At 48.3% G+C, this 21251-nt stretch carries 17 protein-coding genes; 11 read left to right on the top strand and 6 right to left on the bottom strand.

What is annotated here, in order from left to right; all coding sequences use genetic code 11:
• Positions 1-8: 8 nt before the first annotated feature.
• Entirely contained in the window at positions 9-842 is an 834-nt protein-coding gene (locus tag JWG88_RS03330; RefSeq protein ID WP_205232268.1) for a class I SAM-dependent methyltransferase, read from the top strand.
• 196 nt (positions 843-1038) lie between these two features.
• On the opposite strand, the gene sqr is transcribed toward JWG88_RS03330, so the two are convergent.
• Positions 1039-2277: a type III sulfide quinone reductase, selenoprotein subtype gene (sqr, locus tag JWG88_RS03325; RefSeq protein WP_419724096.1), complete on the bottom strand. Its 1239-nt coding sequence runs from the start codon at positions 2275-2277 to the stop codon at positions 1039-1041.
• Positions 2278-2368: 91 nt separating this feature from the next.
• Positions 2369-3292: a helical membrane plugin domain-containing protein gene (locus JWG88_RS03320; RefSeq protein WP_205232266.1), complete on the bottom strand. Its 924-nt coding sequence runs from the start codon at positions 3290-3292 to the stop codon at positions 2369-2371.
• Between the two features lie 536 nt (positions 3293-3828).
• Here JWG88_RS03320 and JWG88_RS03315 point away from each other — a divergent pair.
• From JWG88_RS03315 to JWG88_RS03300, 4 genes are all read left to right on the top strand, one after another.
• Positions 3829-5025: an amino acid aminotransferase gene (locus tag JWG88_RS03315; RefSeq protein WP_205232265.1), complete on the top strand. Its 1197-nt coding sequence runs from the start codon at positions 3829-3831 to the stop codon at positions 5023-5025.
• Between the two features lie 75 nt (positions 5026-5100).
• The gene (locus tag JWG88_RS03310) at positions 5101-6240 is read left to right on the top strand and encodes a glycerate kinase family protein (protein ID WP_205232264.1); all 1140 of its coding nucleotides are present in this window, start codon (positions 5101-5103) and stop codon (positions 6238-6240) included.
• Positions 6241-6333: 93 nt separating this feature from the next.
• The gene (locus tag JWG88_RS03305) at positions 6334-7908 is read left to right on the top strand and encodes an MBL fold metallo-hydrolase RNA specificity domain-containing protein (RefSeq protein WP_205232263.1); all 1575 of its coding nucleotides are present in this window, start codon (positions 6334-6336) and stop codon (positions 7906-7908) included.
• Between the two features lie 127 nt (positions 7909-8035).
• Positions 8036-8818, top strand: a complete 783-nt coding sequence (locus JWG88_RS03300) for an inositol monophosphatase family protein (RefSeq protein WP_205232262.1) — start codon at positions 8036-8038, stop codon at positions 8816-8818.
• A 40-nt stretch (positions 8819-8858) separates the two neighbouring features.
• Here JWG88_RS03300 and JWG88_RS03295 read toward each other — a convergent pair whose 3' ends face one another.
• Positions 8859-10184, bottom strand: a complete 1326-nt coding sequence (locus JWG88_RS03295) for a replication-associated recombination protein A (protein WP_205232261.1) — start codon at positions 10182-10184, stop codon at positions 8859-8861.
• Between the two features lie 374 nt (positions 10185-10558).
• Between JWG88_RS03295 and JWG88_RS03290 the strand changes: the two genes are divergently transcribed.
• From JWG88_RS03290 to JWG88_RS03275, 4 genes are all read left to right on the top strand, one after another.
• Positions 10559-10909, top strand: a complete 351-nt coding sequence (locus tag JWG88_RS03290) for a hypothetical protein (RefSeq protein WP_205232260.1) — start codon at positions 10559-10561, stop codon at positions 10907-10909.
• Between the two features lie 180 nt (positions 10910-11089).
• Positions 11090-12157, top strand: coding sequence for an iron-containing alcohol dehydrogenase family protein (locus JWG88_RS03285; RefSeq protein ID WP_205232259.1), 1068 nt, complete (start codon positions 11090-11092; stop codon positions 12155-12157).
• A 173-nt stretch (positions 12158-12330) separates the two neighbouring features.
• Positions 12331-13434, top strand: a complete 1104-nt coding sequence (gene mutY / locus JWG88_RS03280) for an A/G-specific adenine glycosylase (RefSeq protein WP_205232258.1) — start codon at positions 12331-12333, stop codon at positions 13432-13434.
• 155 nt (positions 13435-13589) lie between these two features.
• Entirely contained in the window at positions 13590-14531 is a 942-nt protein-coding gene (locus tag JWG88_RS03275; RefSeq protein ID WP_205232257.1) for an AEC family transporter, read from the top strand.
• A gap of 118 nt (positions 14532-14649) precedes the next feature.
• Here the strand turns inward: JWG88_RS03275 and JWG88_RS03270 are convergent, their stop codons facing one another.
• Genes JWG88_RS03270 through JWG88_RS03260 form a run of 3 tightly spaced genes read right to left on the bottom strand, consistent with a single transcriptional unit; the run spans position 14650 to position 17873 of the window.
• On the bottom strand, positions 14650-16098 hold the full coding sequence (locus JWG88_RS03270; RefSeq protein ID WP_205232256.1) for an exodeoxyribonuclease III: 1449 nt from the start codon (positions 16096-16098) through the stop codon (positions 14650-14652).
• 38 nt (positions 16099-16136) lie between these two features.
• On the bottom strand, positions 16137-17396 hold the full coding sequence (gene lysA / locus JWG88_RS03265; protein ID WP_205232255.1) for a diaminopimelate decarboxylase: 1260 nt from the start codon (positions 17394-17396) through the stop codon (positions 16137-16139).
• A 21-nt stretch (positions 17397-17417) separates the two neighbouring features.
• Complete coding sequence (locus JWG88_RS03260) at positions 17418-17873, bottom strand: Lrp/AsnC family transcriptional regulator (protein ID WP_205232254.1); 456 nt, start codon at positions 17871-17873, stop codon at positions 17418-17420.
• Between the two features lie 1102 nt (positions 17874-18975).
• On the opposite strand from JWG88_RS03260, the gene JWG88_RS03255 reads away from it, so the two are divergent.
• Together JWG88_RS03255 and JWG88_RS03250 are read left to right on the top strand one after the other, a co-directional pair.
• Positions 18976-19446 carry a DUF8082 domain-containing protein gene (locus JWG88_RS03255; protein ID WP_205232253.1) on the top strand — a complete coding sequence of 157 codons (471 nt, stop codon included), beginning with the start codon at positions 18976-18978 and terminating at the stop codon, positions 19444-19446.
• Positions 19447-19581: 135 nt separating this feature from the next.
• Positions 19582-20973, top strand: coding sequence for a HAMP domain-containing protein (locus JWG88_RS03250; RefSeq protein ID WP_205232252.1), 1392 nt, complete (start codon positions 19582-19584; stop codon positions 20971-20973).
• The last annotated feature ends 278 nt before the right edge of the window (positions 20974-21251 follow it).

The following is a 21251-nucleotide window of genomic DNA, read 5'->3' as shown; positions in this document are numbered from 1 at the left end:
TTTATGGTATGCCCGCTATAAATCTGAAGGAGGCGTTGCAAGATATCCTCCCGCAGGAGGAAATCGACTGCATGGTGAGAGGGTATGACGTCCTCGGTGATGTGGCCATTATTATCATTCCAGAGACGCTTCGACACCGCGAAAAGGAGATTGCCGAGGCCGTACTCCGCACCTCTCCGCATCTTCGGGTAGTCGCCGGACGAGACGGCATCCACTCAGGCGAATTCCGCACGATCCTCCTGAGGAAGATTGCCGGAACGGGAGGGTTGACAACCCTGCTTACGGAATTCGGCATCAGGCTTCATGTCGATCCTCAAGTTGTCTATTTTTCTCCACGCAGCAAAAATGAACGCCATCGTATTGCCTCACTGGTTGAGTGCGGAGAACGGGTTCTGGTCATGTTTTCCGGAATCGCTCCATTGCCGTTAATGATAGGTCGGCACAGTGAAGCTGCCGAAGTCATCGGTGTTGAGAAGAATCCGGAGGCGCATTACCTGGCCGTTAAAAATCTGAAACTCAACCGTCGCATAAAAAATGTTCGTTTACTGTGTGGTGACGCCGGAGAGATAGTGCCGCGGCTGCAGGGTCAATTTGATCGGATTGCCATGCCGCTGCCGCTAACCGCCGACAAGTTCCTGTCTTGTGCAATAGATGCACTCGGTGCAGGTGGACGGTTGCATTATTATGATTTTCAGGATAAGGGTCAATTCGACCTGGCGGTGGATACGCTTTCCCAAATATGTAAAGTAAAAGGAAGAGTTCTGCTCGGTTGGAAAATTCACAAATGCGGCCATGTCAGCCCCGGGAAGTATCGGATCTGCCTAGACGCGAAAATCGAATAAGGATGGACTTGTAAAAAGCTCGTTCTACCCTGGGGTGCCGAGCTTTCTCGAAGTCGGAGTTTATGCCCGTACGGGTGCTTCTTCTTTGATTTTTTTGCGCGATTATCAACAAGGAAGGCCGTAAATTGTTTTCATAAAAAAACCGCATTGGTCTTTATGACCGATGCGGTTTTTTTGTTTTCAAGAGATAAAGGTCTTATTTCTTGATCATCTCCATCCTTTTTCCGGCGAGCTGCAGACTTGGTGGACCAAGCCAGGTGCCGGCGAGTAACAGGTTGTAGTATGCCCATTTAAACAGGAGCTTGGAAATATGGTTAAACTTGGTATCCTTCAGCAGGCCCATGGGGCCGATTGCTGGGAAGGGATACTCTCCGATTACCGGTTCAATGTCGTAGCTAAAGTCGATGACGTAGGCTTTCCCGAAGCCTGATTCGATGAATCAGAGCGCGTGCCCGTCGGACCGGGCGTGTTGGGCTTCGCCATCGATATATGCCATGATATTCTCTTCCAGGATATCCGCCTGGAAGTGGGCTACGGCGCCTGCTTTCGAGGTGGGGACGTTGGTTCCGTCTCCCAGGACCCATACGTTGTCGCGCCCTTCGGGCTGCAGGGTGCCTTTGTCCACGGGAATATATCCCATGGGATCGGCGACGCCGGAGTCGATCATGACCTGGGAGCCGAAGTTGGGCGGAATGGAGACCAGCAGATCATAATCAACTTCCTGACCGTCAAAAGCCTGGATAACCTTGCGCTCTCCATCAACAGCGCCGAGAGCGAAGTTGGGAACGATCGTGATGTTTTTCTCAACGCAGGCCTGGTTTAACACCTGAGTGGCAACAGGTTTTGTAAATGCACCGGTGAGAGGCGTGACGAACTGAAGGTCCACCTTCTCACGAATGCCGCGCTGTTGAAGATGCCAGTCGACAAGAAAGGCAAACTCAAGAGGTGCAACCGGACATTTAATGGGCATTTCAGCTATATTGACAACCAGCTTACCGCCTTCAAACTGAGCCAGTGATTTCTTCAGTTGTATGCAGTCGTCATAGGTATAATAGCCGAATGCGGTTTTGTTCCAGGTTTCTCCAAGACCCTCAACTTCCTCCGGCAGGGTTTCGCAGCCGGTGGACATGATGAGAATATCATAGCTGAATTTACCGGCCGTTTCGGTTGTAATAGTCTGTTTATCCCAATCGACGTTTACCAACTCAGAGATTACGAAATCGATACCAGGCTTAATGAATTCTCTCTTGGTTTTTCGGATTTCCTTTGGGGTGTTGATGCCAAAGGGAACAAAGAGATATCCGGGCTGGTAGTCATGATTATTATCCCGATCGATAATGGTGATGTTCCACTCGTTTCGATCAAGATGCTTTCTCATCTTGTTGGCCATCATCGTACCACCGCAACCGGCACCGAGAATGACGAGTTTCTTCATATCTGTTTACGCCTCCTATCCTTATGTTTTTGTTAGCTGCACGGTCTCGAAGAGCTTGATACAGTCAGTCAGTAAGTGAAAATTGCTTTTATTATTGTTGCTTTTCAGGATCCTTGTAGGCCTGAAGCAGGGAACCGAAGGTTTCAAGCATTGCGAATATGGCACCGAGAGCCTCTTGAACCTTCGGATCGTTCAATTTTTTGACCATACCGATGATATTTAATCTGTTGGCTTTGGTAAGGTCGATGTCCTTGATGACTTTTTCCATGGCTTCCGCCTGTTCCGGGGTGATCTGCATATCCTTCACCGTTCCCAGCGCAGTACCGGATACCCGCATCAACCCGCTGATGCCGGTGAAAAAATCGATGACGACCGGAAGCGAGAGTTTAGCCAACGGCTCAATATCTTCTTTGAGCTCCATGCCGGCTTTCATCATAGTCAGGGCGGAATTAAAATTTTCCAGGTTACTCAGGGTGTTTCTTATAAGCGGCCTGACCTGGGCCATGTCGAGGTTTTCGCTGATTTCGGCAATAGTCTCGATGGCCATAGGATAGGCCTGCTTGGCAATCGGCTCAATTTCATCTTTGAGTTCCATGCCGGCTTTCATCATGTTCAGAGCGGTATTGAAATTTTCCAGGTTGCTCAGCGTGTTTCTGATGAGAGGCTTGATCTGTGCCATATCGAGATTCTCACTGACTTCGGCAATGGTCTCAACGGCCATGGGGTAAGCTTGCTTGGCAATCGGCTCAAATTCTTCCTTGAGTTCCATGGTGCCTTTGACCGTGCTCAGCAGAGAGTTGAGCATATCTACATTCATTAAGAGGCTTCTGATGAGATGGGCGAGATCCTCTTTGGTGTGACCATCTTCCACTTCGGCAAGACACTCTTCAAAGAGCGTACCGGAAGGCCTGGCGGGCTTCAGCTCTTGTCGTAATTCCTCCAGTACTTCTGACTTTAAAGTACGTACTTCATTGGAGAGATCGTCCAGTTTCTGTAAGATTAAGGTTTCGTCCATCTTTTCGGTCTCTTTTAATTAATAGTTTTTTAGTATTGACTTCATTTTTACCTGAGAAATATAAGATCTAAGGGATTGCTCTGAATGAGCATTCATATCACAATGCGGCAAAAAAAGCCAAGGTTAAATACCACAGTGTCATACAACTTTATAGTACGATAAGCAGCTTTAGTTAAATAATCACTGATAATCTTGTAAAAAAGTTGCCATGATGTCAGATGGCTGTATAAAAAGATCTATATCCAAGGAGCAATGTTGCGGCAGGCCGGACAAATCACTGCAACGTGGCAAGTCGGGCTCTTTATGACGCTATTATCATTCACAATGATCATTTTATCAAAAAACTGAAGAAAGTTCAGAAAAAGGGAACGTCTTTTCCATCACCATTCGATCCCGATTTTGTTGACGTCTTGATTGTAAAGATATTATAACGTGATTGTTTGCTAAAAAGCCAATGATCAATCCGAGATTTATTTTTGGAGTATGCCGGATTGAGACTTACAACACAGAAATCTTTATCCAGAAGGAGAAAATATATGTGGAAAGGCATTGAGGCAGCTCCGGCTGATTCTATTCTCGGTTTGACCGAGGCGTTTAAAAAAGAGGTCAATCCCCGCAAGGTTAATCTGGGTGTGGGCGTGTATAAAGATGATGATGGTAACACTCCTATTCTTGAATGTGTAAAGAAGGCCGAGAAATTATTGCTGGAGCGGGAGACTTCCAAAAGCTACCTGCCCATCTCAGGAGACCCTGTATATGCTGAATGTGTGCAGAAACTGCTCTTCGCCGATTCCAGTGAAGTAATCAGCTCCGTCAGGGCGGCAACCGTGCACGCTCCGGGAGGAACCGGTGCGCTTCGGGTCGGCGGCCAGCTGCTGAAGCGGTTTCGGCCCGGCGCCGCCGTCTGGGTCAGCACTCCCACCTGGGCCAACCATATCGGCATATTCTCGGATTTGGATTTTGAAATCCGCAAATATCCTTATTATAACAGCGAAACCAAAGGACTCGATTTTGATGAGTTGCTGCAGTGCCTGCAGCGTGTTCCCGAGGGTGATATCGTGCTTCTTCATGCCTGTTGTCATAACCCCAGCGGTGTCGACCTCAATGAAGAGCAATGGCGACAGGTCGCCGCTGTTGCGGAAGAAAAGAGGTGGATACCTTTTCTCGATTTTGCTTACCAGGGTTTCGGAGAAGGCCTGAAAGAGGATCGTTTTGCGGTTGAACTGATGGCCGGGACCGGCATGGATTTTCTGGTAGCCAGCTCCTTTTCCAAGAATTTCGGGCTCTACAACGAAAGAACCGGAGCGCTGACCATCGTCAGTCCATCGGCCGAGGAGACAGCCGTAGCCATGAGCCACCTTAAAGCAACGGTGAGGGTTATTTACTCCAACCCGCCTGCGCACGGCGGGCTTACCGTGGCAACCATTCTTAGTGACAAAGAACTGCACAGCCTGTGGTTGCGCGAACTTGCTGCTATGCGCACACGCATTATCGATATGCGCAAGGCCCTGGTGGATGGGTTGGCTCAACGGGGGATCGATACCGATTTTTCCTATATCAAGAATCAGCGGGGCATGTTTTCCTTCAGCGGGCTCGATGACGCGACCGTTTCCTGGCTTAAAGAGAAAAAGGGGATTTATGTGGTGGGAGGCGGCAGAATTAATCTTGCGGGGTTGACCTCAAAAAACATCGACTATGTGTGTGATGCAATAGCTGAAGCCTTAATCAGATAGTTGCCGGATAAATTGTGAAACAAGCGTGATCTTTCCCAGACAGGGAAGATAAATTTCCGCCTACAGCAGGGGTATATGAAAATTATCGCCGCGCCGAACAGCTTCAAGGGATGCCTTGATGGATATCAAGCCGCGGAGGCAATACGGCGGGGTATACACCGCTTCTCTCCGCTTATAGATGTTGAATGCCTGCCCGTCACCGATGGAGGAGACGGGCTGGTCGACATATTGAGCAGATCCTTGGATGGTGAAATTCTCACAGCTGCCGTGGCTGGCCCGCTAAGGCACTCCATCACTGCTCCTTACGGATACATCCGCAAATCCCATACCGGTATTGTTGAAATGGCCAAGGCCAGCGGACTTGCCCTTGTCCCCCCAAACAGGAGAAATCCGGCAAAGACAACAACCTTGGGAACAGGACAGCTTATACGCCAATGCCTTGATTTACATGCAGAACGGATAATTCTGGGTCTGGGTGGCAGCGCCACCTGCGATGGAGGAATTGGAGCAGCCGCGGCGCTGGGCTATAGATTTCTGGATGGCAGGGGAGATGCGCTCGAACCGATTGGCGAAAGCCTCATCCATATACAGACCATCGATGTTGAACAGGTTGATGCCCGAATATTTGATGTCGCTATAGAGGCACTGTGTGATGTTGGAAATCCTCTGACAGGATCGAATGGGGCATCATATGTTTATTCCCCGCAGAAGGGCGCGGATGCGGAGCAGGTGCGGATTCTGGATCAGGGTCTGAGCAATCTTGCTGAAGTAATCAGAAAAGATCTGGGGCTTGACGTTGAGATGCTCCCCGGAGCCGGAGCCGCCGGCGGCCTGGGAGCTGCAGTCCATGCCTTTTTTCATGGCGAGCTCAAAAAAGGTATAGAACTGGTTATAGAAATACTTGGCCTGCGGGAAAAGCTCAAAGGTGCGGATCTGGTGATCACAGGGGAGGGCAGGATTGACTTTCAGACCCAGTTTGACAAAGCTCCGGCGGGTGTTGCCGCGGCGGCTCGTGAGGCTGGTGTTCCCTGTGTGGCCATATGCGGGGCAATCGGAAAAAATATAGAGGATCTCTATGATCTGGGCATAGATGCCGTTTTCTCTTTGTGCCGTGAACCTGTGAGTCTTGAAAAAGCTATTGCCGATGGAGAACACCTTCTCGAAGAAGCAGCGGAACAGGTCGTTCGTTTGTTCCTGGCGACACGCAAGAAGTGAGAATAGGGTTCGGTTTCCACGTACGCTTTCCTCCGTATGTAAAAACCGTCACCTGAAGAAGATCCTGTTATTTGAGAGGAAGGAGTGGATTTCATGCATATTACTTTTTTAGGCGCAGTGAGAGAAGTTACCGGTTCCATGCATATGATCACGACGCAGAATGATCATATCCTGCTCGATTGCGGAATGTTCCAGGGGCGCAGGAAGGAAGCAGCTGAAAAAAACAAAGTGATGCCTTTCGACCCATCGATTATCACAAACATAGTTCTGTCCCACGCACATATTGATCATTCCGGAAGATTGCCGCTGCTGACTCGCAAGGACTTCCAGGGAAGAATATTCTGTACGCGGGCAACACACGATACCTGCCGCTACCTTCTGCCGGATTCCGCCAAGATACAGGAATCGGATGCCAAATATCTTAACTATAAAATTGTCAAACGCGCCTTAGCCGAAATGCAGGGCCGGGATGGAAAGATCCAGGGCAGGGATGCCAGGGAAATTAAAGGGCTGCTCAAAGAAAATAATTCCCACAGGATTAATGACAGTGCTATTTCGGATTTTATCCGTAAATATGGTCTCGAGCATATAGAACCGATCTATTCAATGCAGGATGCAGACATCGCTCTTTCCATGTTTGAGGGACTGCCTTATAAGGAAGAAGTGACCATCGGCAAAGGAATCACCTGCAAGCTCTATGAGGCCGGTCATATCCTTGGTTCGGCCGTGAGTATCATCAAGGTAAAAAGTGAAGGCACCACCAGGACAATTTGCTATACCGGCGATATCGGCAGGTTCGATAAACCGATTTTACGCAACCCCACTTTGGAGTTCGAGGAGGAAGACAGGGACATAGATCTCCTGGTAATGGAGAGCACCTACGGCGACAGGGATCACGAATCGATAAACGATCTGAAACCACGATTACGCGATGTTCTCAATAGGACCATTAGCGGAGGCGGCTCTGTAATAATTCCCTCTTTTGCCTTCGGCAGAACACAGGAATTGCTCTATTATATACATGAATTATATAATGAAGGCAGCGTACCCAAGGTTCCGGTCTGGGTCGACAGCCCGCTTGCCACCAATATCACCAAGGTGTTTGGAGAACATCCCGAGATGTATGACCGGGAAACGCATCACACTTTCCTGCAGAACGGCTTGAATCCCTTTCACTTCAAGGAGGTCAACTTCACAACCTCGGTTGAGGATTCGATTGCCATAACCAGGGATACCAGGTCGCACATCGTCATCTCCGCTTCGGGAATGTGTGAGGCTGGAAGAATACTCCATCATCTGCGCTACAAAATACATAATCCCAAAAATACCATTCTTATAGTTGGGTATATGGCGCAGAATACCCTGGGGAGAAGGATCGAGGAGGAAGGCGGGCGTTTTGAAGAGGGAGGCCGAAAAGGGGATCCTCCTATGATGCGGTTTTACGGCAAGGATTATCCTTTGCTGGCTCGGGTTGAGAAAATCGGCGGTTTCAGTGCCCATGCGGACCGCCATGAAATGCTGCGTTTTCTGAAAAGCTCAAACCTCAATATTAAAAAGATTGCCCTTGTCCATGGTGAGGAAGATCAAGCCCTCTCTTTCCAGGATTTCCTGGGAAAAGAGGGGTATTCCGTGGTTGTGCCGAAGTTCGGTGAGGTATATGATATCTGATGGACTCGTAAAAGCTCGAAGTCGGCGTTTATGCCCGTAAGGGTTATCGCAGAGTTCATCCCGGCAATGCCGATGACTTTTTACGGGATTATCTTATCTGAAATTGACTATTTCCCGGGGGTTAGGAATGATTGAATTTATGAAAAAGCTGGCCTGGGATGCCGGTGAGATCTGCTTGAAGGAGTCGGCACAGCTTTCCGCGGACGATCTTGATTTTAAAGGCCTAAGGGATCTTGTCACCGTAGTCGATGCCAAGGTCGAAGACTTTGTCATCGCAGCCATACAGGAAAAATTTCCAGATCATGATATAATAGGCGAGGAAACGGGAATCACCGATCATGGCAGCGATCATCGCTGGATTATTGATCCGATCGACGGCACTACTTCCTATTTTCACGGTCAGCCTTTCTATTCCGTGAGCATCGCTTTTCAGCACAAGAAGATTACCCAGGCGGGTGTCGTCTACGCTCCTGCCTTAGGGCAGCTCTTTACTGCTGTGCGTGGGGAAGGCGCCTGGCTCAATGGTGCCACCCGGCTGAGCGTATCGCCGGCAACCGAGATGATCAATGCGGTTCTGGCCACCGGCTTCGCCTGCCTTCGGGCAGGCAGGGAACCGAACAATATTCACTATCTGACCAAAGTTCTTCCTCACATCCGCGATATCCGGCGGTGTGGTTCCGCAGCCATCGATCTTGCCTATGTAGCCGCAGGCAAGCTCGAGGGTTTCTGGGAGATGGATCTCAACATATATGATATTGCCGCGGGCGTCCTTCTTGTCGAGGAAGCCGGAGGGATCGTTACCGACATGTCGGGAGGAAACGAGTATCCCGTCCGGGGAATTGTCGCCGCTAATAAAAAGATTGCCTGCGATCTGCTTGATTTGCTTGAACGGCCAAAACTGCAGCAGTAAGCGAGGCTACTGCAGTCTCCGGTTCAAACCAGGAAGAATATTATCCTTTCCCTTTCTTTAACTGGTCTTTTTTGAGATTTTCCCACCACTGCAGGCGCTTGGCGATATCTTTTTCAAAACCGAATCGGGAGGGTCTATAGTAAACCTTTTCCTGCATATCATCTGGAAAATATTTCTGATATCCATAACTGTCTTTGCAGTCGTGAGAGTATTTATAGCCTTTGCCGTAGCCCATATCCTTCATAAGAGAGGTAGGGGCGTTGCAGATATGCAGGGGGACTTTGAGATAACCGGTTTCGAGGGCATCCTGCCGGGCAGCTAAGTAGGCGGTTTCGCAGGCGTTGCTTTTCGGTGCTGTCGCCAGATATACCACCAGTTGGGTCATTGCCGTATTGGCCTCGGGCATTCCCAGGAAATGGACGGCCTCCTTGACCGCCATAGCCTGGATGAGTGCGTTGGGGTCGGCCAATCCCACGTCTTCACTGGCAATGCGGACCAGCCGTCTGACAAGATAGAGCGGGTCCTCGCCGGATTCGAGCATTCGTGCCATCCAGTACAGTGCCGCCTGGGGGTCGCTGCCCCGGATTGATTTCTGCAGTGCGGAAATGAGATTGTAGTGCTCCTCACCGCCCTTGTCGTAGAAAAGTGATCGGGTCGAAAGGGCCTCCAGGGCAAAATCCAGAGATATGGGAATGTTTCTGTCGGCTCTGCGGCATATCATCTCCAATGTATTGAGTGCGCGCCTGGCATCCCCACCGCAGCGCTCGGAAATGGCAGTAAAAACTTCAGGATCGATGGAGATGTCATAGGGAAGAAGGGTGGCGGCATGTTTTAAAATGGGTAAAATTTCTTTATCCGTGAGCGGCTCGAGGACGAAAACATGACAACGCGACAGCAGCGCCGGAATAACTTCAAAGGAAGGGTTCTCGGTGGTGGCCCCGAAAAGCACGATGGCACCTGACTCAACGTAGGGGAGAAAGGCATCCTGCTGGGATTTGTTGAATCTGTGAATTTCGTCGACAAACACCAACGTCTTCCGGTTCTCTGCGCGCAGGAGATAATCCGCTCTTTCCATAATCTCCTTTACCTTGGCTATTTTTGACAAGACCGCACTGAAAGAGCAGAAGTTGAGCGCGGTATTTTTCTTGATCAGGCGGGCGATCGTTGTTTTACCGGTGCCCGGCGGGCCCCAGAGGATGAAAGAGTTGAAGTCGTCATTGTCTATCATGCTTCTCAAAACAGAACCCCGGCCGAGGAGTTTGTCCTGACCGAAGAGTTTATCAAGTGTATCGGGACGAGCCTTTTCTGCCAGAGGAATATTGACCGGCGTCTGTAAAGGGTCTATTATGTTCATCTGGTTTGACATTGGATGGGCCTCATATTAAATATATTTTGTAACTATTCAGCAAAGATCTAAAAAACGAGCAGTTTAGCCTGAACTGTAACTGTTCAACAGCCCTCCAGGTAAGCGTAGACTCCAGATGTGCGCAAGCAGCCTGGAAAACTATAGTTTACCTATGGGCTGCCGGAGTCTGCGCTTACCTCTGAATGGTTACCATATTTTTTGGTTTGCCTGGGACATTGTATACATTAATGAGTCTGCTCACCAGTTGGAAGGAATGAAATTTTTAGGTTCAGGGCTGAAATGGATATACTGGGTTGGGAACAATTTCAGCTCAGACCCAGAGAAATCTTAACTTATGGTTCAAATTGAAGCAGGAAATTTTTAAAAAATGCCCGATGTGCGGTTTCGTTTGGTGCGACAGAGAAACATTTATCCATGATATCTCACTGGAAATGAATGGTTATCAGGTAAATTTTGAGAAGCTTGAACTGGGGCTATTCTATTTTACCCACAAGGTTGAGGGATGCTACTCCACCTTGGTTGTCAATGCCAGAGAGTTCTACGATCTCAATCCCGCCAGCTGTTATCCGCAAAGGAAAACCCTGACAGAAGAATGTCCAACCCATTGTCTCTATCAGGAGAACCTGGAAAAGTGCGGTGCCCAGTGCGAGTGCGCCTATGTCAGGGACCTGATCCAGATATTGCAGAAAATGAAACGTGGTGAAAAAGAAGGGCAGTTAAACTGACCCAGCTCAACTGGACTCTTTACAGTACCCCCTTGAGGAGTATAAGAACCTTTAGACATATTATTTTCCTGCAAAAAAAACAAGAAACAATCTGTAAGGTACTCATATGGAGCCATTTGAGTTGCGAGTCTTCTAAGAGCTTCGTGGCAACTTTTTACAAGATTATCAAAGGTGCAATAAATGTATAGAAATTTCAGTGTAGTTCCCAAGGTGATGTTCGGCAGGGGATGTTTTGGCCAATTGGATGAGATACTTCAACCGCGACGGATTAGTGCAAACTCCTATATGGTTTTCATCCTTGATGATGTTTTTCAGGGTAAAACCCTGGAAGGCAGAATTCCTTTGCGAGACAAGGATTTTCTCCTGCACGTGAATGTCACCGATGAGCCGAAAACAGAGTATATAGATAAGCTGGTGAAGCGCATCAACGATTATGCTCCGGTGCTGCCGGACGGGGTTATCGGCATCGGCGGCGGCAGTACCATGGACATAGCCAAAGCCGTTTCCCTGATGCTCACCAATCCCGGCTCGGCTGCTGATTACCAGGGCTGGGATCTCATTCAAAACCCGGCCGTCTATCATGTCGGCATCCCGACTCTCTCCGGAACCGGTGCCGAGGTATCGCGAACAACCGTACTGACCGGTCCTGAAAAGAAACTGGGAATCAATTCCGACTATACCCTGTTTGATCAGATGGTGCTTGATCCGGAACTCATTGCCGATGTCCCCAGGGAACAGTGGTTTTATACCGGGATGGACTGCTATATCCACGATGTCGAATCGCTGCATGGAACTTTTCTCAATGAGTTCAGCAGGTCGTACGGAGAGAAATCCATAGAACTTTGTCGGCAGGTCTTTCTGGAAGATCGTGAGGATAAAGACGACAAGTTGATGATGGCTTCTCTTTTCGGAGGCATGTCAATAGCCTATTCCCAGGTCGGGGCCTGTCATGCCTTGTCCTATGGCCTCTCCTTTGTGCTGGGAACGCATCATGGCATAGGCTGCTGCATTACCTTTGACTATCTCGATGAGGTATATCCTCAGGGAGTCAGAGAATTTCGCGAGATGATGACCAGACACCGGATTGACCTGCCGAGAAACCTCACCAAAGGACTTGACGATGAGGCTTTTGATACCATGGTAAAGGTGGCGCTCGGCCTTACTCCGCTCTGGGAAAATTGTTTCGGCCCTGACTGGCGCAACACCATGACCCATGAGAGAGCACTTGAACTGTTCAAAAAGATGTAGTTTAGACACGTAGTGTGACTGTAAGGGTCTGCTTGGGGGGGGATTATGTCTCAGGCAGGCCCTTGTTTTTGGATGACATTGCGATAAGTACCCGTATGGATATAACCGACTTCACGAAAGCCCGAAAGACTAAGGCCTAGTCATCTTTAGTAGTACATGTGGTGCGGCAGAGAATGAATATACACGTACAATCCTTTCAAAGTGCACTATTGCGCTGGTTTCGCAACAATGGCCGCAAGCTGCCCTGGCGCAAAAATTACGATCCTTACCAGGTGTGGTTATCGGAAATTATGTTGCAGCAGACGCAGATGGAGAGAGGTGTTGTCTATTTCGAGCGCTGGCTGAAGCGGTTTCCCGATGTCGTCTCTGTCGCCAGTGCCACCTCCTATGAGATCCTCAAATATTGGGAGGGTCTTGGGTATTACGCCAGAGCGCGCAATCTTCATAAGGCTGCCAAGCTTATGGTCTTGCACTATAACGGCAGCATCCCGCATGAATATCGGGAGCTTTTGAATCTTCCGGGAATCGGGCCTTATACCGCCTCTGCCATTGCCAGTATTGCCTTTAATCAGGATGTGGTTGTGGTCGATGCCAATGTCGAACGGGTTTTCGCCCGGATTTTCGATATAGACAGCCCCCTGAAAAGCAGAGGTGTTCATGAGCAGATAACAGCTCTGGCCCGTGATCTGCTGCCGCCGGGGGATGCTCGGAACTTCAATCAGGCTGTCATGGAATTGGGCGGCATAGTCTGTACTCCAAAAAATCCGGACTGCGGCAATTGTCCCGTTGCTGGACAGTGCCATGCCTATCTCGGTGATTTTGTCGAAGACCGGCCGCTTAAAAAGAAGCCCCAAAAGCTTATCCGCATAGAGATGGCGACGGCATTGCTGGTCAAGAATGGGCATATTTTCATCCAGCAGAGACTTGATGATGATATCTGGGGCGGACTCTGGGAGTTTCCCGGCGGCAGATTGAAAGATGGAGAACTTCCCGAAGAAGCCGTGCTCAGGGAATATGAGGAAGAGACCTCCTTTAAGGTGGAGATCTGCAGAAAGATAACGGAGATTACCCATTATTATACGAAATATAAAGTCATTCTGCACTGTTATCTCTGTCGTCTCCCTGGGGAATCGCTGTTGCCCAATTTGCAGGCTGCGCAAAAATATCATTGGGTTACCAGTGATCATCTGGGAAACTATGGATTTCCCGCCGGGCATAGGAAGTTTATAGAATATATGCGTATCGTTTCACCTGATCTGCTGGCAAGAGAGTGCTGAGAGTTGATGGCCAATTCCGACGACAGGACTGGGTAAAAGGTGGTCCAGAGCTGATGGCGTTGTAAGAAGTCCGGCCCCTCCCCCCCGCCTTGTATCTCCTTTTGCCATCGGTAAACTTCGCGACACTCTTTTTCAAGAGGGTAATAAAGTTGCCAATGTTGAATATATTTTCAGAGATCCTCATCATAGTACTGCCTGTTTTTATTGTGGTGGTTCTCGGCTATGGGGTTAAGCGCTCTTCTCTGGTAGACGACGGCTTTCTTTTTCAGCTCAACAGGCTGGTGTACTATCTGGCACTGCCGCTGCTACTCTTTTTCAAAATTGCATCGGCGGATTTCAGCACCAGTTTCAACGGCAGACTGGTATTGGGGCTGGCGCTGGTGGTCTTTGTCGGTTTTTTTCTCTCTTATCTCTTTGCAGTATACAGGAATTATCCGGCCGAAACGCGCGGTACCTTTTGCCAGTGTTCTTTCCGCGGTAATTTTGCCTATGTAGGGCTTGCTATCGTTTTTAATGCATACGGGGAAGAAGGTCTGGCAACGGCCGGCATTGTTCTGGGCTTCATCGTGCCCCTGCTGAATTTCTTTTCCATAATAGCCCTTCTCCTGCCCCACCAGGAAAGTCGGATCAAGCCGCTATTCTTTCTTAAGCAGATTTTCCTGAATCCGTTGATCTTGGCCTCTTTTCTGGGGATTGCCTGGAGTTTTCTCGAGATTCCCATTCCCAGAGTTATCGGCAGTGCCCTGCATATCGTCACTGGCATGGCCTTGCCGCTGGCGCTTATTTCCATCGGGGCGTCTTTTTCGGTGAAGAAGCTGCGGGGAGACCTCAGCGTCGCTTTTGTGGCCACTGCCTTCAAGCTGGTGCTGATGCCCTTGGCTGCGGCATTTCTCCTCCATGCCTTAGGAGTACATGGTCGGGATCTGGTGATGGGAGTGATTTTTGCCGGGACACCGACGGCGACGGCAGCCTATATTTTTTCACAGCAAATGCGGGGAGACGCCGAACTGGCGGGGTCTTTAATAATGCTGACGACATTACTTTCGGCGGTGACCTATACAGCTGCCCTGCTGATCCTGAAAAGTGTGGGAGTATAAAAAGAAGGCGGCGTAAAAGCCAGATCTCCAGAATTTCGTTTTTTTTATCGGAGAATTGAACCTTCGTGTGACTTTCCACGACTTTATCAAAAGAAGCGCACGCCGCGACGGGCAAATTTTATGCCCCGGCATCATAATGGAGCAGGACCGGGCAATGATCAGAACCCATGATGTCAGGAAGTATCACCGCATTCTTGACGCGTTTTCTACTCTCTTGGTCAACGCAGAAATAATCGATCCGCCAGCCGATATTTCTTGCCCTGGCATTAAAGCGATAGCTCCACCATGTGTAATTTCCACCATCCTGATTGAAGAGCCGGAAGGTGTCGATAAATCCTGAAGCTGTAAACCTATCCATCCAGGTCCGTTCTTCAGGCGTGAAACCGGCGTTTTGGACGTTTGCCTTAGGGTTTTTGATATCAATTTCCTTGTGGGCGACGTTATAATCACCACAGACGACGACTCCTTTTTTTTCGGCCAGCCGTTCGAGGAAATCATGAAGAGCGGAGTTGAAGGCAAGCTTATAGTCCAGTCTTTTTAAACCGGGACCGCTGTTGGGAAAATAGATGTTGACGAAGAAGAATTGCTGATACTCAAGAGTGAGCACCCTGCCTTCGCAGTCGAATTCCTCTATGCCGATTCCTTCGATAACATTAACCGCCTTGTCTTTTGCATAGACGGCAACCCCCGAATAGCCTTTGCGGTGTGCGCTGTGCCAGTAGGAATGGAAACCCGGAATATTGACAAGATCCTCCGAGAGCTGGTGCGGCTGCGCCTTGGTCTCCTGGATGGCGAATATATCGGGAGAAAGCTCATTGACTATATTGATGAATCCTTTTTTCTCGGCGGCTCGGATACCATTGACGTTCCAGGAAATGAATCGCTGTATGCCGTTGGACTTCTCCGGTCCGAGTATCACTTTCCGTGGAATAACTCCATGCCGCGGGCACTCCTGTGCCAAAGGGCAGATGTCGCAATGCGGCCTCATGGGACGACAGATAGACTGGCCGAAAGCAACCAGCAGCGAGTTGACGGTCATCCAGTACTCGCTGGGGAGCTTTTGCCGTAAACAATTTTCGGTCTGTTCCGGAGTTGAAGTTTCGACATAGCGCCAGATATTCATGATCCGGTGAACATGGGTGTCAACGCAGATGGCCGGTTTTTGAAAGGCGGCACAGACAACCAGATTGGCGGTTTTCCTGCCGACCCCCGGAAGAGTGAGAAGCTCATCAATGGTATCGGGCACCCGATTTCCAAACTTTTCCAGCGCCTCGGGAAGCTTTTTGAGAAATTTTGCTTTATTTTTGTAGAAACCGACGGGATAAATCAGTTTTTCGATTTCCTCTTCGCCAAGCAGTGCCAGTTCGGAAATTGACGAAGCCTTTTTAAAGAGTCTGGCCGCGGCCTGGGTAGTTGTTTCATCCTTTGTGCGCGCCGAGAGAATGGTAGCCGTCAGGACCTTGTAGGGATCTCTGCTTTGTACCGCAATGAGATCTACAATCGGGACTTTTTTCTCGGCTACCGCTTCACCGACGGCACCAAGGAATTTGTTGATATTGATGGTCATGGTAATCCGCGGGAATTTTTTCCTATCGGCGACGCCACTTATAATGTGATGCTGTCTTCTTCAAAATGTAAGGTTCTGAAGTAATCTTCCTCTGTTTCCGCGCGGCGAATCAGGTCCACTGCTCCGTTTTCGCGGAGAAGCAGTTCCTTGGGCCGCAATTTGCCGTTGTAGTTGAAACCCATGGCATGCCCGTGCGCCCCGGTATCCTGAATGATGAGAAGGTCGCCGTCTTTGATCGGCGGCAATTCTCTCTGGATGGCGAATTTGTCGTTATTCTCACAGAGAGAGCCGACTACGTCAACAACTTCCGACTGCGACGCTTCATTTTTTCCTAGAACATCGATATGATGGTAGGCCCCGTACATGGCTGGACGCATAAGCGCCGTCATGCAGCCGTCGACGCCGATATACGTTCTATAGGTCGATTTTCTGTTTATGGCCTTGACCACCAGAACTCCATGGGGGCCGGTCATAAACCTGCCGCTTTCCATGTAGAGGGCGGGCATATAGCCAAATTTCTCTTTAAAGCGACGGAATTGGGAGGTGATAGCCGAGGCCATAGCTTCCAGGTTGAAGGGAGCTTCCTCCGGTCTGTAGGGTATGCCCAGCCCGCCTCCGATATTAATAAATTCAAAGCGGATATCCAGCTCTTTCTCGATTTCCTCGACCAAATCCAGGAGCATTTGCGAAGTTTGGACCATATAGGTATGGTTTAATTCATTGGAGGCGAGCATTGAGTGAATGCCGAACCGCTTGACTCCTCGCTGTTTAGCCAGGCGATAGGCGGCAAGTATCTGTTCCTGGCTTACCCCGTATTTGGCCTCAAGCGGATCGCCGATGATGTCGTTGCCTTTGCGCAGGTTTCCGGGATTGTATCGGAAAGAGATGAGTTCGGGAAGGTTGGGGACCTTGTCAAGAAGGGAGATATCATCGAGATTGAGAATACAGCCCCCGTCTTTCTCGGCAAGAAGGAATTCCCGCTTGCTGGTATTGTTGGAAGTGAACATGATATCCTCGCCCGTAGCTCCGATATTTCGGCTGAGCAGAAGCTCCGTTACCGAACTGCAGTCAAAACCGAAACCTTCGTCCTGCATGATTCTGAGGATGCTGGGGTTGGGAAGCGCCTTGACGGCATAATACTCCCGGAAAGAATCGATGCCCGCAAATGCCTCCTTGAGCTGCCGGCATGTCCGGCGAATTCCCGCTTCATCGTAAATATGAAAAGGAGTCCCAAAATGAGCGGTAATCCTGGTGAGTTCAGGATAGAGAGCGGATTTGAATGATTCTGAAATAGGCATGTGTAATCCTGATGTTATAGATTATCGAATAGATATTCTGGCTGTTTCTTTGTAGGTCTGCAGTACGGTCGATGTATTTGTGGAAAGAACTCCCTCAATGGTGATGATCTTGTCGCGCAGGACATTCCCGAGTTCTCTGGTATCGGCAACACGCAATTTAACAAGATAGGAATCTTTTCCTGCTATATAATGGACTTCCTGGATCTCTTCAATTGCGGCAAGTGCTTGACCAATGGCGCCGTCGCCATCAAAGCCTCCATCATATTCCACATTGATAAAAGCCACCTGGTTTCTTAAAAACCTCTCAGGGTTGAGACGCACTTCATACCCGTCTATTATACCCTGAAGTTCCATCTTGCGGATGCGCTCAAGAACGGCAGAGGGTGCCAGGCCAACAAGTCTTGATACCTCGGTATTTGGTATTCTCGCTTTTTCCTGAAGAATTTTCAGGATCCTAAGGCTTTTCTTGTCCAGCATATTATTTTCTCCTTTCGTGAAAATATATTCAGAATAATGACGAATGTCCAGTTAAAAATTCATCAAAAAATCTCAAGTGCAGACAAAAATACAGCAAAACGTGCGTAATAGAGAATAGTGTAGGAACGTGTGAAGAATATTGACGAGCAGATATTTGATGAATTTTGTAGGTAATGGCAGTAATACTATGTTCTATTAAAAAAATGCAACAAGTTGAAAAAGGGCAAGAAGGCAAGGAAAAGCCAAGTATTCCTCAGAAATCTTTGGTCATGCTGCAGCTGCCTATCCGGTCTTGTAGATACTGTTCGACGATCGGGATTACTTTGCTGAGCAAAGAGCCTAAAGCTTGATTGCAGCATCGGAATGAGAAATGCGATATTATTTTTTTATCAAAAAAATACCTTTCATTCAGCGCGTAGAATACCGATAAGAAAGGAGACGGAAATCTTTTAAGTAATGGAAAACTTTCAGTTTAAGTAAATGGTTAAGTTTGTTGATCCTTTTGTTCAGAGACCATTGGAAAGACAGAAAAAAAGATTAAATCCCGCTTGAGTTTTCGTCAACTATTTGTTATGTGAACAGGTTAGGAGATGAAGTGAACAAAGGTGCCTTTTGAGCTGTATTTTAAAAGCAAGGTAATATACGGCTGTGTTTTTGGTAGTCAGTTTCATTAGAATACCATACCCACCATACCTTCTTCAGAACCTTTTTCGGGTTTTTAATCTTGTTTCTGCAAGAGAAATTTCGAGAGGGGTTATCCGGTTGAGCCGGTTAGTACCTTAGGAATATTTGAATTTGGAAAAATTTTTAATGGGAATTTTGCCTTTTGAAGGGTTGAATCCAGTTAACCGGGGCAGACAATAGATGCTGTCAAAATTTTTGTGAACTGTTTTGTGAACTGGTTCGCATTTAGCTGTGCCGTAATGAAACAGCGGAAGATTTTTCGTGACAATTCAGCAGTATCCTGTATCTGATAGGCTATGCGCTGCTAACCCGATGGAATTTGATGATAAACAGTTGCAGACCGGTCATTGGCCGGCACAGCCGATTTGGGTTTTTATCTTTTGTTCTGAATAGTTGCGATTTTACTTAAGGAGTTACGATGGAATTGTCTTCGGGAGGTGTTTCAGGCCTTGTTTTTAAACAAGCTATTCGTGGTGATCTGGGCAAGTTATCCCTGGATGGACAGATGCTCAGCGTGTTAATGAGTTTTGACGGAGATAAGACACTGGGTCGAGTTGCTGATGATCTGGGTCTTGATCTCGCTGCTATCAGACCTATTACAGCACGGCTCATCAAATACAGATTGATTGAACGAATTGAAGCGGTGGTGGATGCTGTCGACCAGGAGTTCATGGCGTATCTGGTGTCACAGCTTTCGGTTGCCATCGGTCCTCTGGGAGGAATAGTCGTTGAAGATGGTCTGGAGGATCTGGGGTTTCTTAAAACCAATTTTCCCACACATCGTACCGCGGAACTGGTCAACCTGCTCTCCCGGGAAATCCAGAGGGAAGATAAACGAATACAATTTAAGCAGGTTATGCTAAAAAAAATCAAGGAAAAAGGATACTAAGCTTGCTGAGGGTAGCCGTGTCAAACTAATATGCGATTTCAATAAGCTGAGTTGAGTATCTCTGAATAAGGTGTAGTTAAAACACCACAATAATTTAGAAAAATATTTTATTTTTTGTGAACAAGGAGAAGGATAATGGTAGTTATATGCGAGGAATGTGGTCTTAAATATCAGATTGATCCTTCCAAAATTGTAGGAGATAAAGCCCGGTTTAAGTGCAAAGGATGTTCCTCCAGCATTATTGTTGATAAAACCGAGTATATGACGGAAGACGATGATATGACATCCCTGGAGGATGCCTTATTAATGAGCGAACTGGATAAAGATACTTCCAGGGAGAGTTCAAGAAAGACAGGAAACGCTGCCATGGAAGCTGATGGTGGTGCGCATGCTGCTTCCGTGGGAAGAGCCGAACCGGCGGCAGCGATGACCTCTGCTCCTGCTGAGAAGAAAAAACGCTCTGGATTCGGTCTCACTGCAAAAGTAATTTTGATGATGCTGCTGGTAAGCCTGATTCCCGGAGCTATTTATTTTGCACTATCCCTCAACCAGACAAGCACCAGGATCATTGCAGAAACCAATAAAACAGGCGAGCTTGTCTCGGGACTTCTGGCTTCAGAGGTTGATGAATGGATCGATAAGAACGTCAGGGTCCTCCAGGCTTTTGCCAATATTCCCGCTATAAAATCCATGAACGGATATGAACAGGAAATTCTGCTCAAGGCGCTGCAGGCCGAATATCCCTGGATGTATCTTGTTTTTACCACTGATGAGCAAGGGATGAATATAGCCCGTAACGATGGCAATCCACTTACAGATTATTCCAACAGGCAATATGTGAAAGACGTTGTCGGCGGAGCGGAATTAGCCTGGCAGAATGCGATAGGTAAAACTTCCAAAAAGCCGGCGCTTATTATAGGAGTGCCCATCAAGAATGGTGACACAATTGTAGGGGTTCTCGCCGCTGCAATGACGCGTGATACAATATCAGAACTTATTACTACATTTTCCCAGGGCCGAACCGGCAGTAGCTTCCTGGTTGACGAAACAGGGAAAGCCGTCGCTCATAGGAATAATGCTTTTGTAACTCAGCAGGAGAATATGAGCAGCCATCCTCTGGTCAAGGTCGCCGGCCGTAGTGGAGGTGCGGGACGTGTTGAATTTGTTGATGCTAACGGAAAGGACACCATAGGCTTTGCCGAGCGAACAAAATTAGGATGGACTTTAGCCATTCAACAGGAAAAGGAGGAGGCATTTGAGCCTCTTGAAAAAGCACGTATATTTGCCTTTTCGCTGCTCGCCGGCACAGTATTTGCCATCCTGATCATTTCCTATTTTGCCAGCAGGGCAATCGTAACGCCTATCAGGAAGCTTACCGATGCGGCAAACAGAATTAGCATCGGTGATCTCGATGTCGAAATATCTACTTCTTCCAAGGATGAGATTGGAGATCTTGCTGCTGCAATTATGCGAATGCAGGATAGTATTCGCCTCTCCATCTCCAGGCTGACCCGTAAAAGGAGATAGTCCCGGCTGGTTGTATCGGCAATAACAGGTTAGTGAAGAATATGTGTTTTAAGGGCCTGCCGCGGAGGTTACGGCGGGCCTTTTAAGCCATGATGGCATCGCGATAAGCGCACACTTCGAGAAAGCCCGATCGGGCCCGCGTTGCAGATTCCGGGACCTTCGAATACTACCTGTATTGTCGAAGAAGGCCTGGCAAAAAAATACATTGAACTTTTTATCTAGCCATCTGACATCGTGGCAATTTCCTGCGAGACTATCAGCCATGGCATATCAACAAT

The organism is Desulfopila inferna (genome assembly GCF_016919005.1).
Taxonomy (GTDB): domain Bacteria; phylum Desulfobacterota; class Desulfobulbia; order Desulfobulbales; family Desulfocapsaceae; genus Desulfopila_A; species Desulfopila_A inferna.
The sequence above is the reverse complement of the archived record's forward strand: the minus strand, read 5'-3'. Positions and strand labels throughout refer to the sequence as shown.

Coding starts and splice junctions, on each gene's coding strand:
- JWG88_RS03330 (WP_205232268.1), top strand. CDS start 9: ATGCCCGCTATAAATCTGAAGGAGGCGTTGCAAGATATCCTCCCGCAG.
- JWG88_RS03320 (WP_205232266.1), bottom strand. CDS start 3,292: ATGGACGAAACCTTAATCTTACAGAAACTGGACGATCTCTCCAATGAA.
- JWG88_RS03315 (WP_205232265.1), top strand. CDS start 3,829: ATGTGGAAAGGCATTGAGGCAGCTCCGGCTGATTCTATTCTCGGTTTG.
- JWG88_RS03310 (WP_205232264.1), top strand. CDS start 5,101: ATGAAAATTATCGCCGCGCCGAACAGCTTCAAGGGATGCCTTGATGGA.
- JWG88_RS03305 (WP_205232263.1), top strand. CDS start 6,334: ATGCATATTACTTTTTTAGGCGCAGTGAGAGAAGTTACCGGTTCCATG.
- JWG88_RS03300 (WP_205232262.1), top strand. CDS start 8,036: ATGATTGAATTTATGAAAAAGCTGGCCTGGGATGCCGGTGAGATCTGC.
- JWG88_RS03295 (WP_205232261.1), bottom strand. CDS start 10,184: ATGTCAAACCAGATGAACATAATAGACCCTTTACAGACGCCGGTCAAT.
- JWG88_RS03290 (WP_205232260.1), top strand. CDS start 10,559: ATGTGCGGTTTCGTTTGGTGCGACAGAGAAACATTTATCCATGATATC.
- JWG88_RS03285 (WP_205232259.1), top strand. CDS start 11,090: ATGTATAGAAATTTCAGTGTAGTTCCCAAGGTGATGTTCGGCAGGGGA.
- mutY (WP_205232258.1), top strand. CDS start 12,331: ATGAATATACACGTACAATCCTTTCAAAGTGCACTATTGCGCTGGTTT.
- JWG88_RS03275 (WP_205232257.1), top strand. CDS start 13,590: ATGTTGAATATATTTTCAGAGATCCTCATCATAGTACTGCCTGTTTTT.
- JWG88_RS03270 (WP_205232256.1), bottom strand. CDS start 16,098: ATGACCATCAATATCAACAAATTCCTTGGTGCCGTCGGTGAAGCGGTA.
- lysA (WP_205232255.1), bottom strand. CDS start 17,396: ATGCCTATTTCAGAATCATTCAAATCCGCTCTCTATCCTGAACTCACC.
- JWG88_RS03260 (WP_205232254.1), bottom strand. CDS start 17,873: ATGCTGGACAAGAAAAGCCTTAGGATCCTGAAAATTCTTCAGGAAAAA.
- JWG88_RS03255 (WP_205232253.1), top strand. CDS start 18,976: ATGGAATTGTCTTCGGGAGGTGTTTCAGGCCTTGTTTTTAAACAAGCT.
- JWG88_RS03250 (WP_205232252.1), top strand. CDS start 19,582: ATGGTAGTTATATGCGAGGAATGTGGTCTTAAATATCAGATTGATCCT.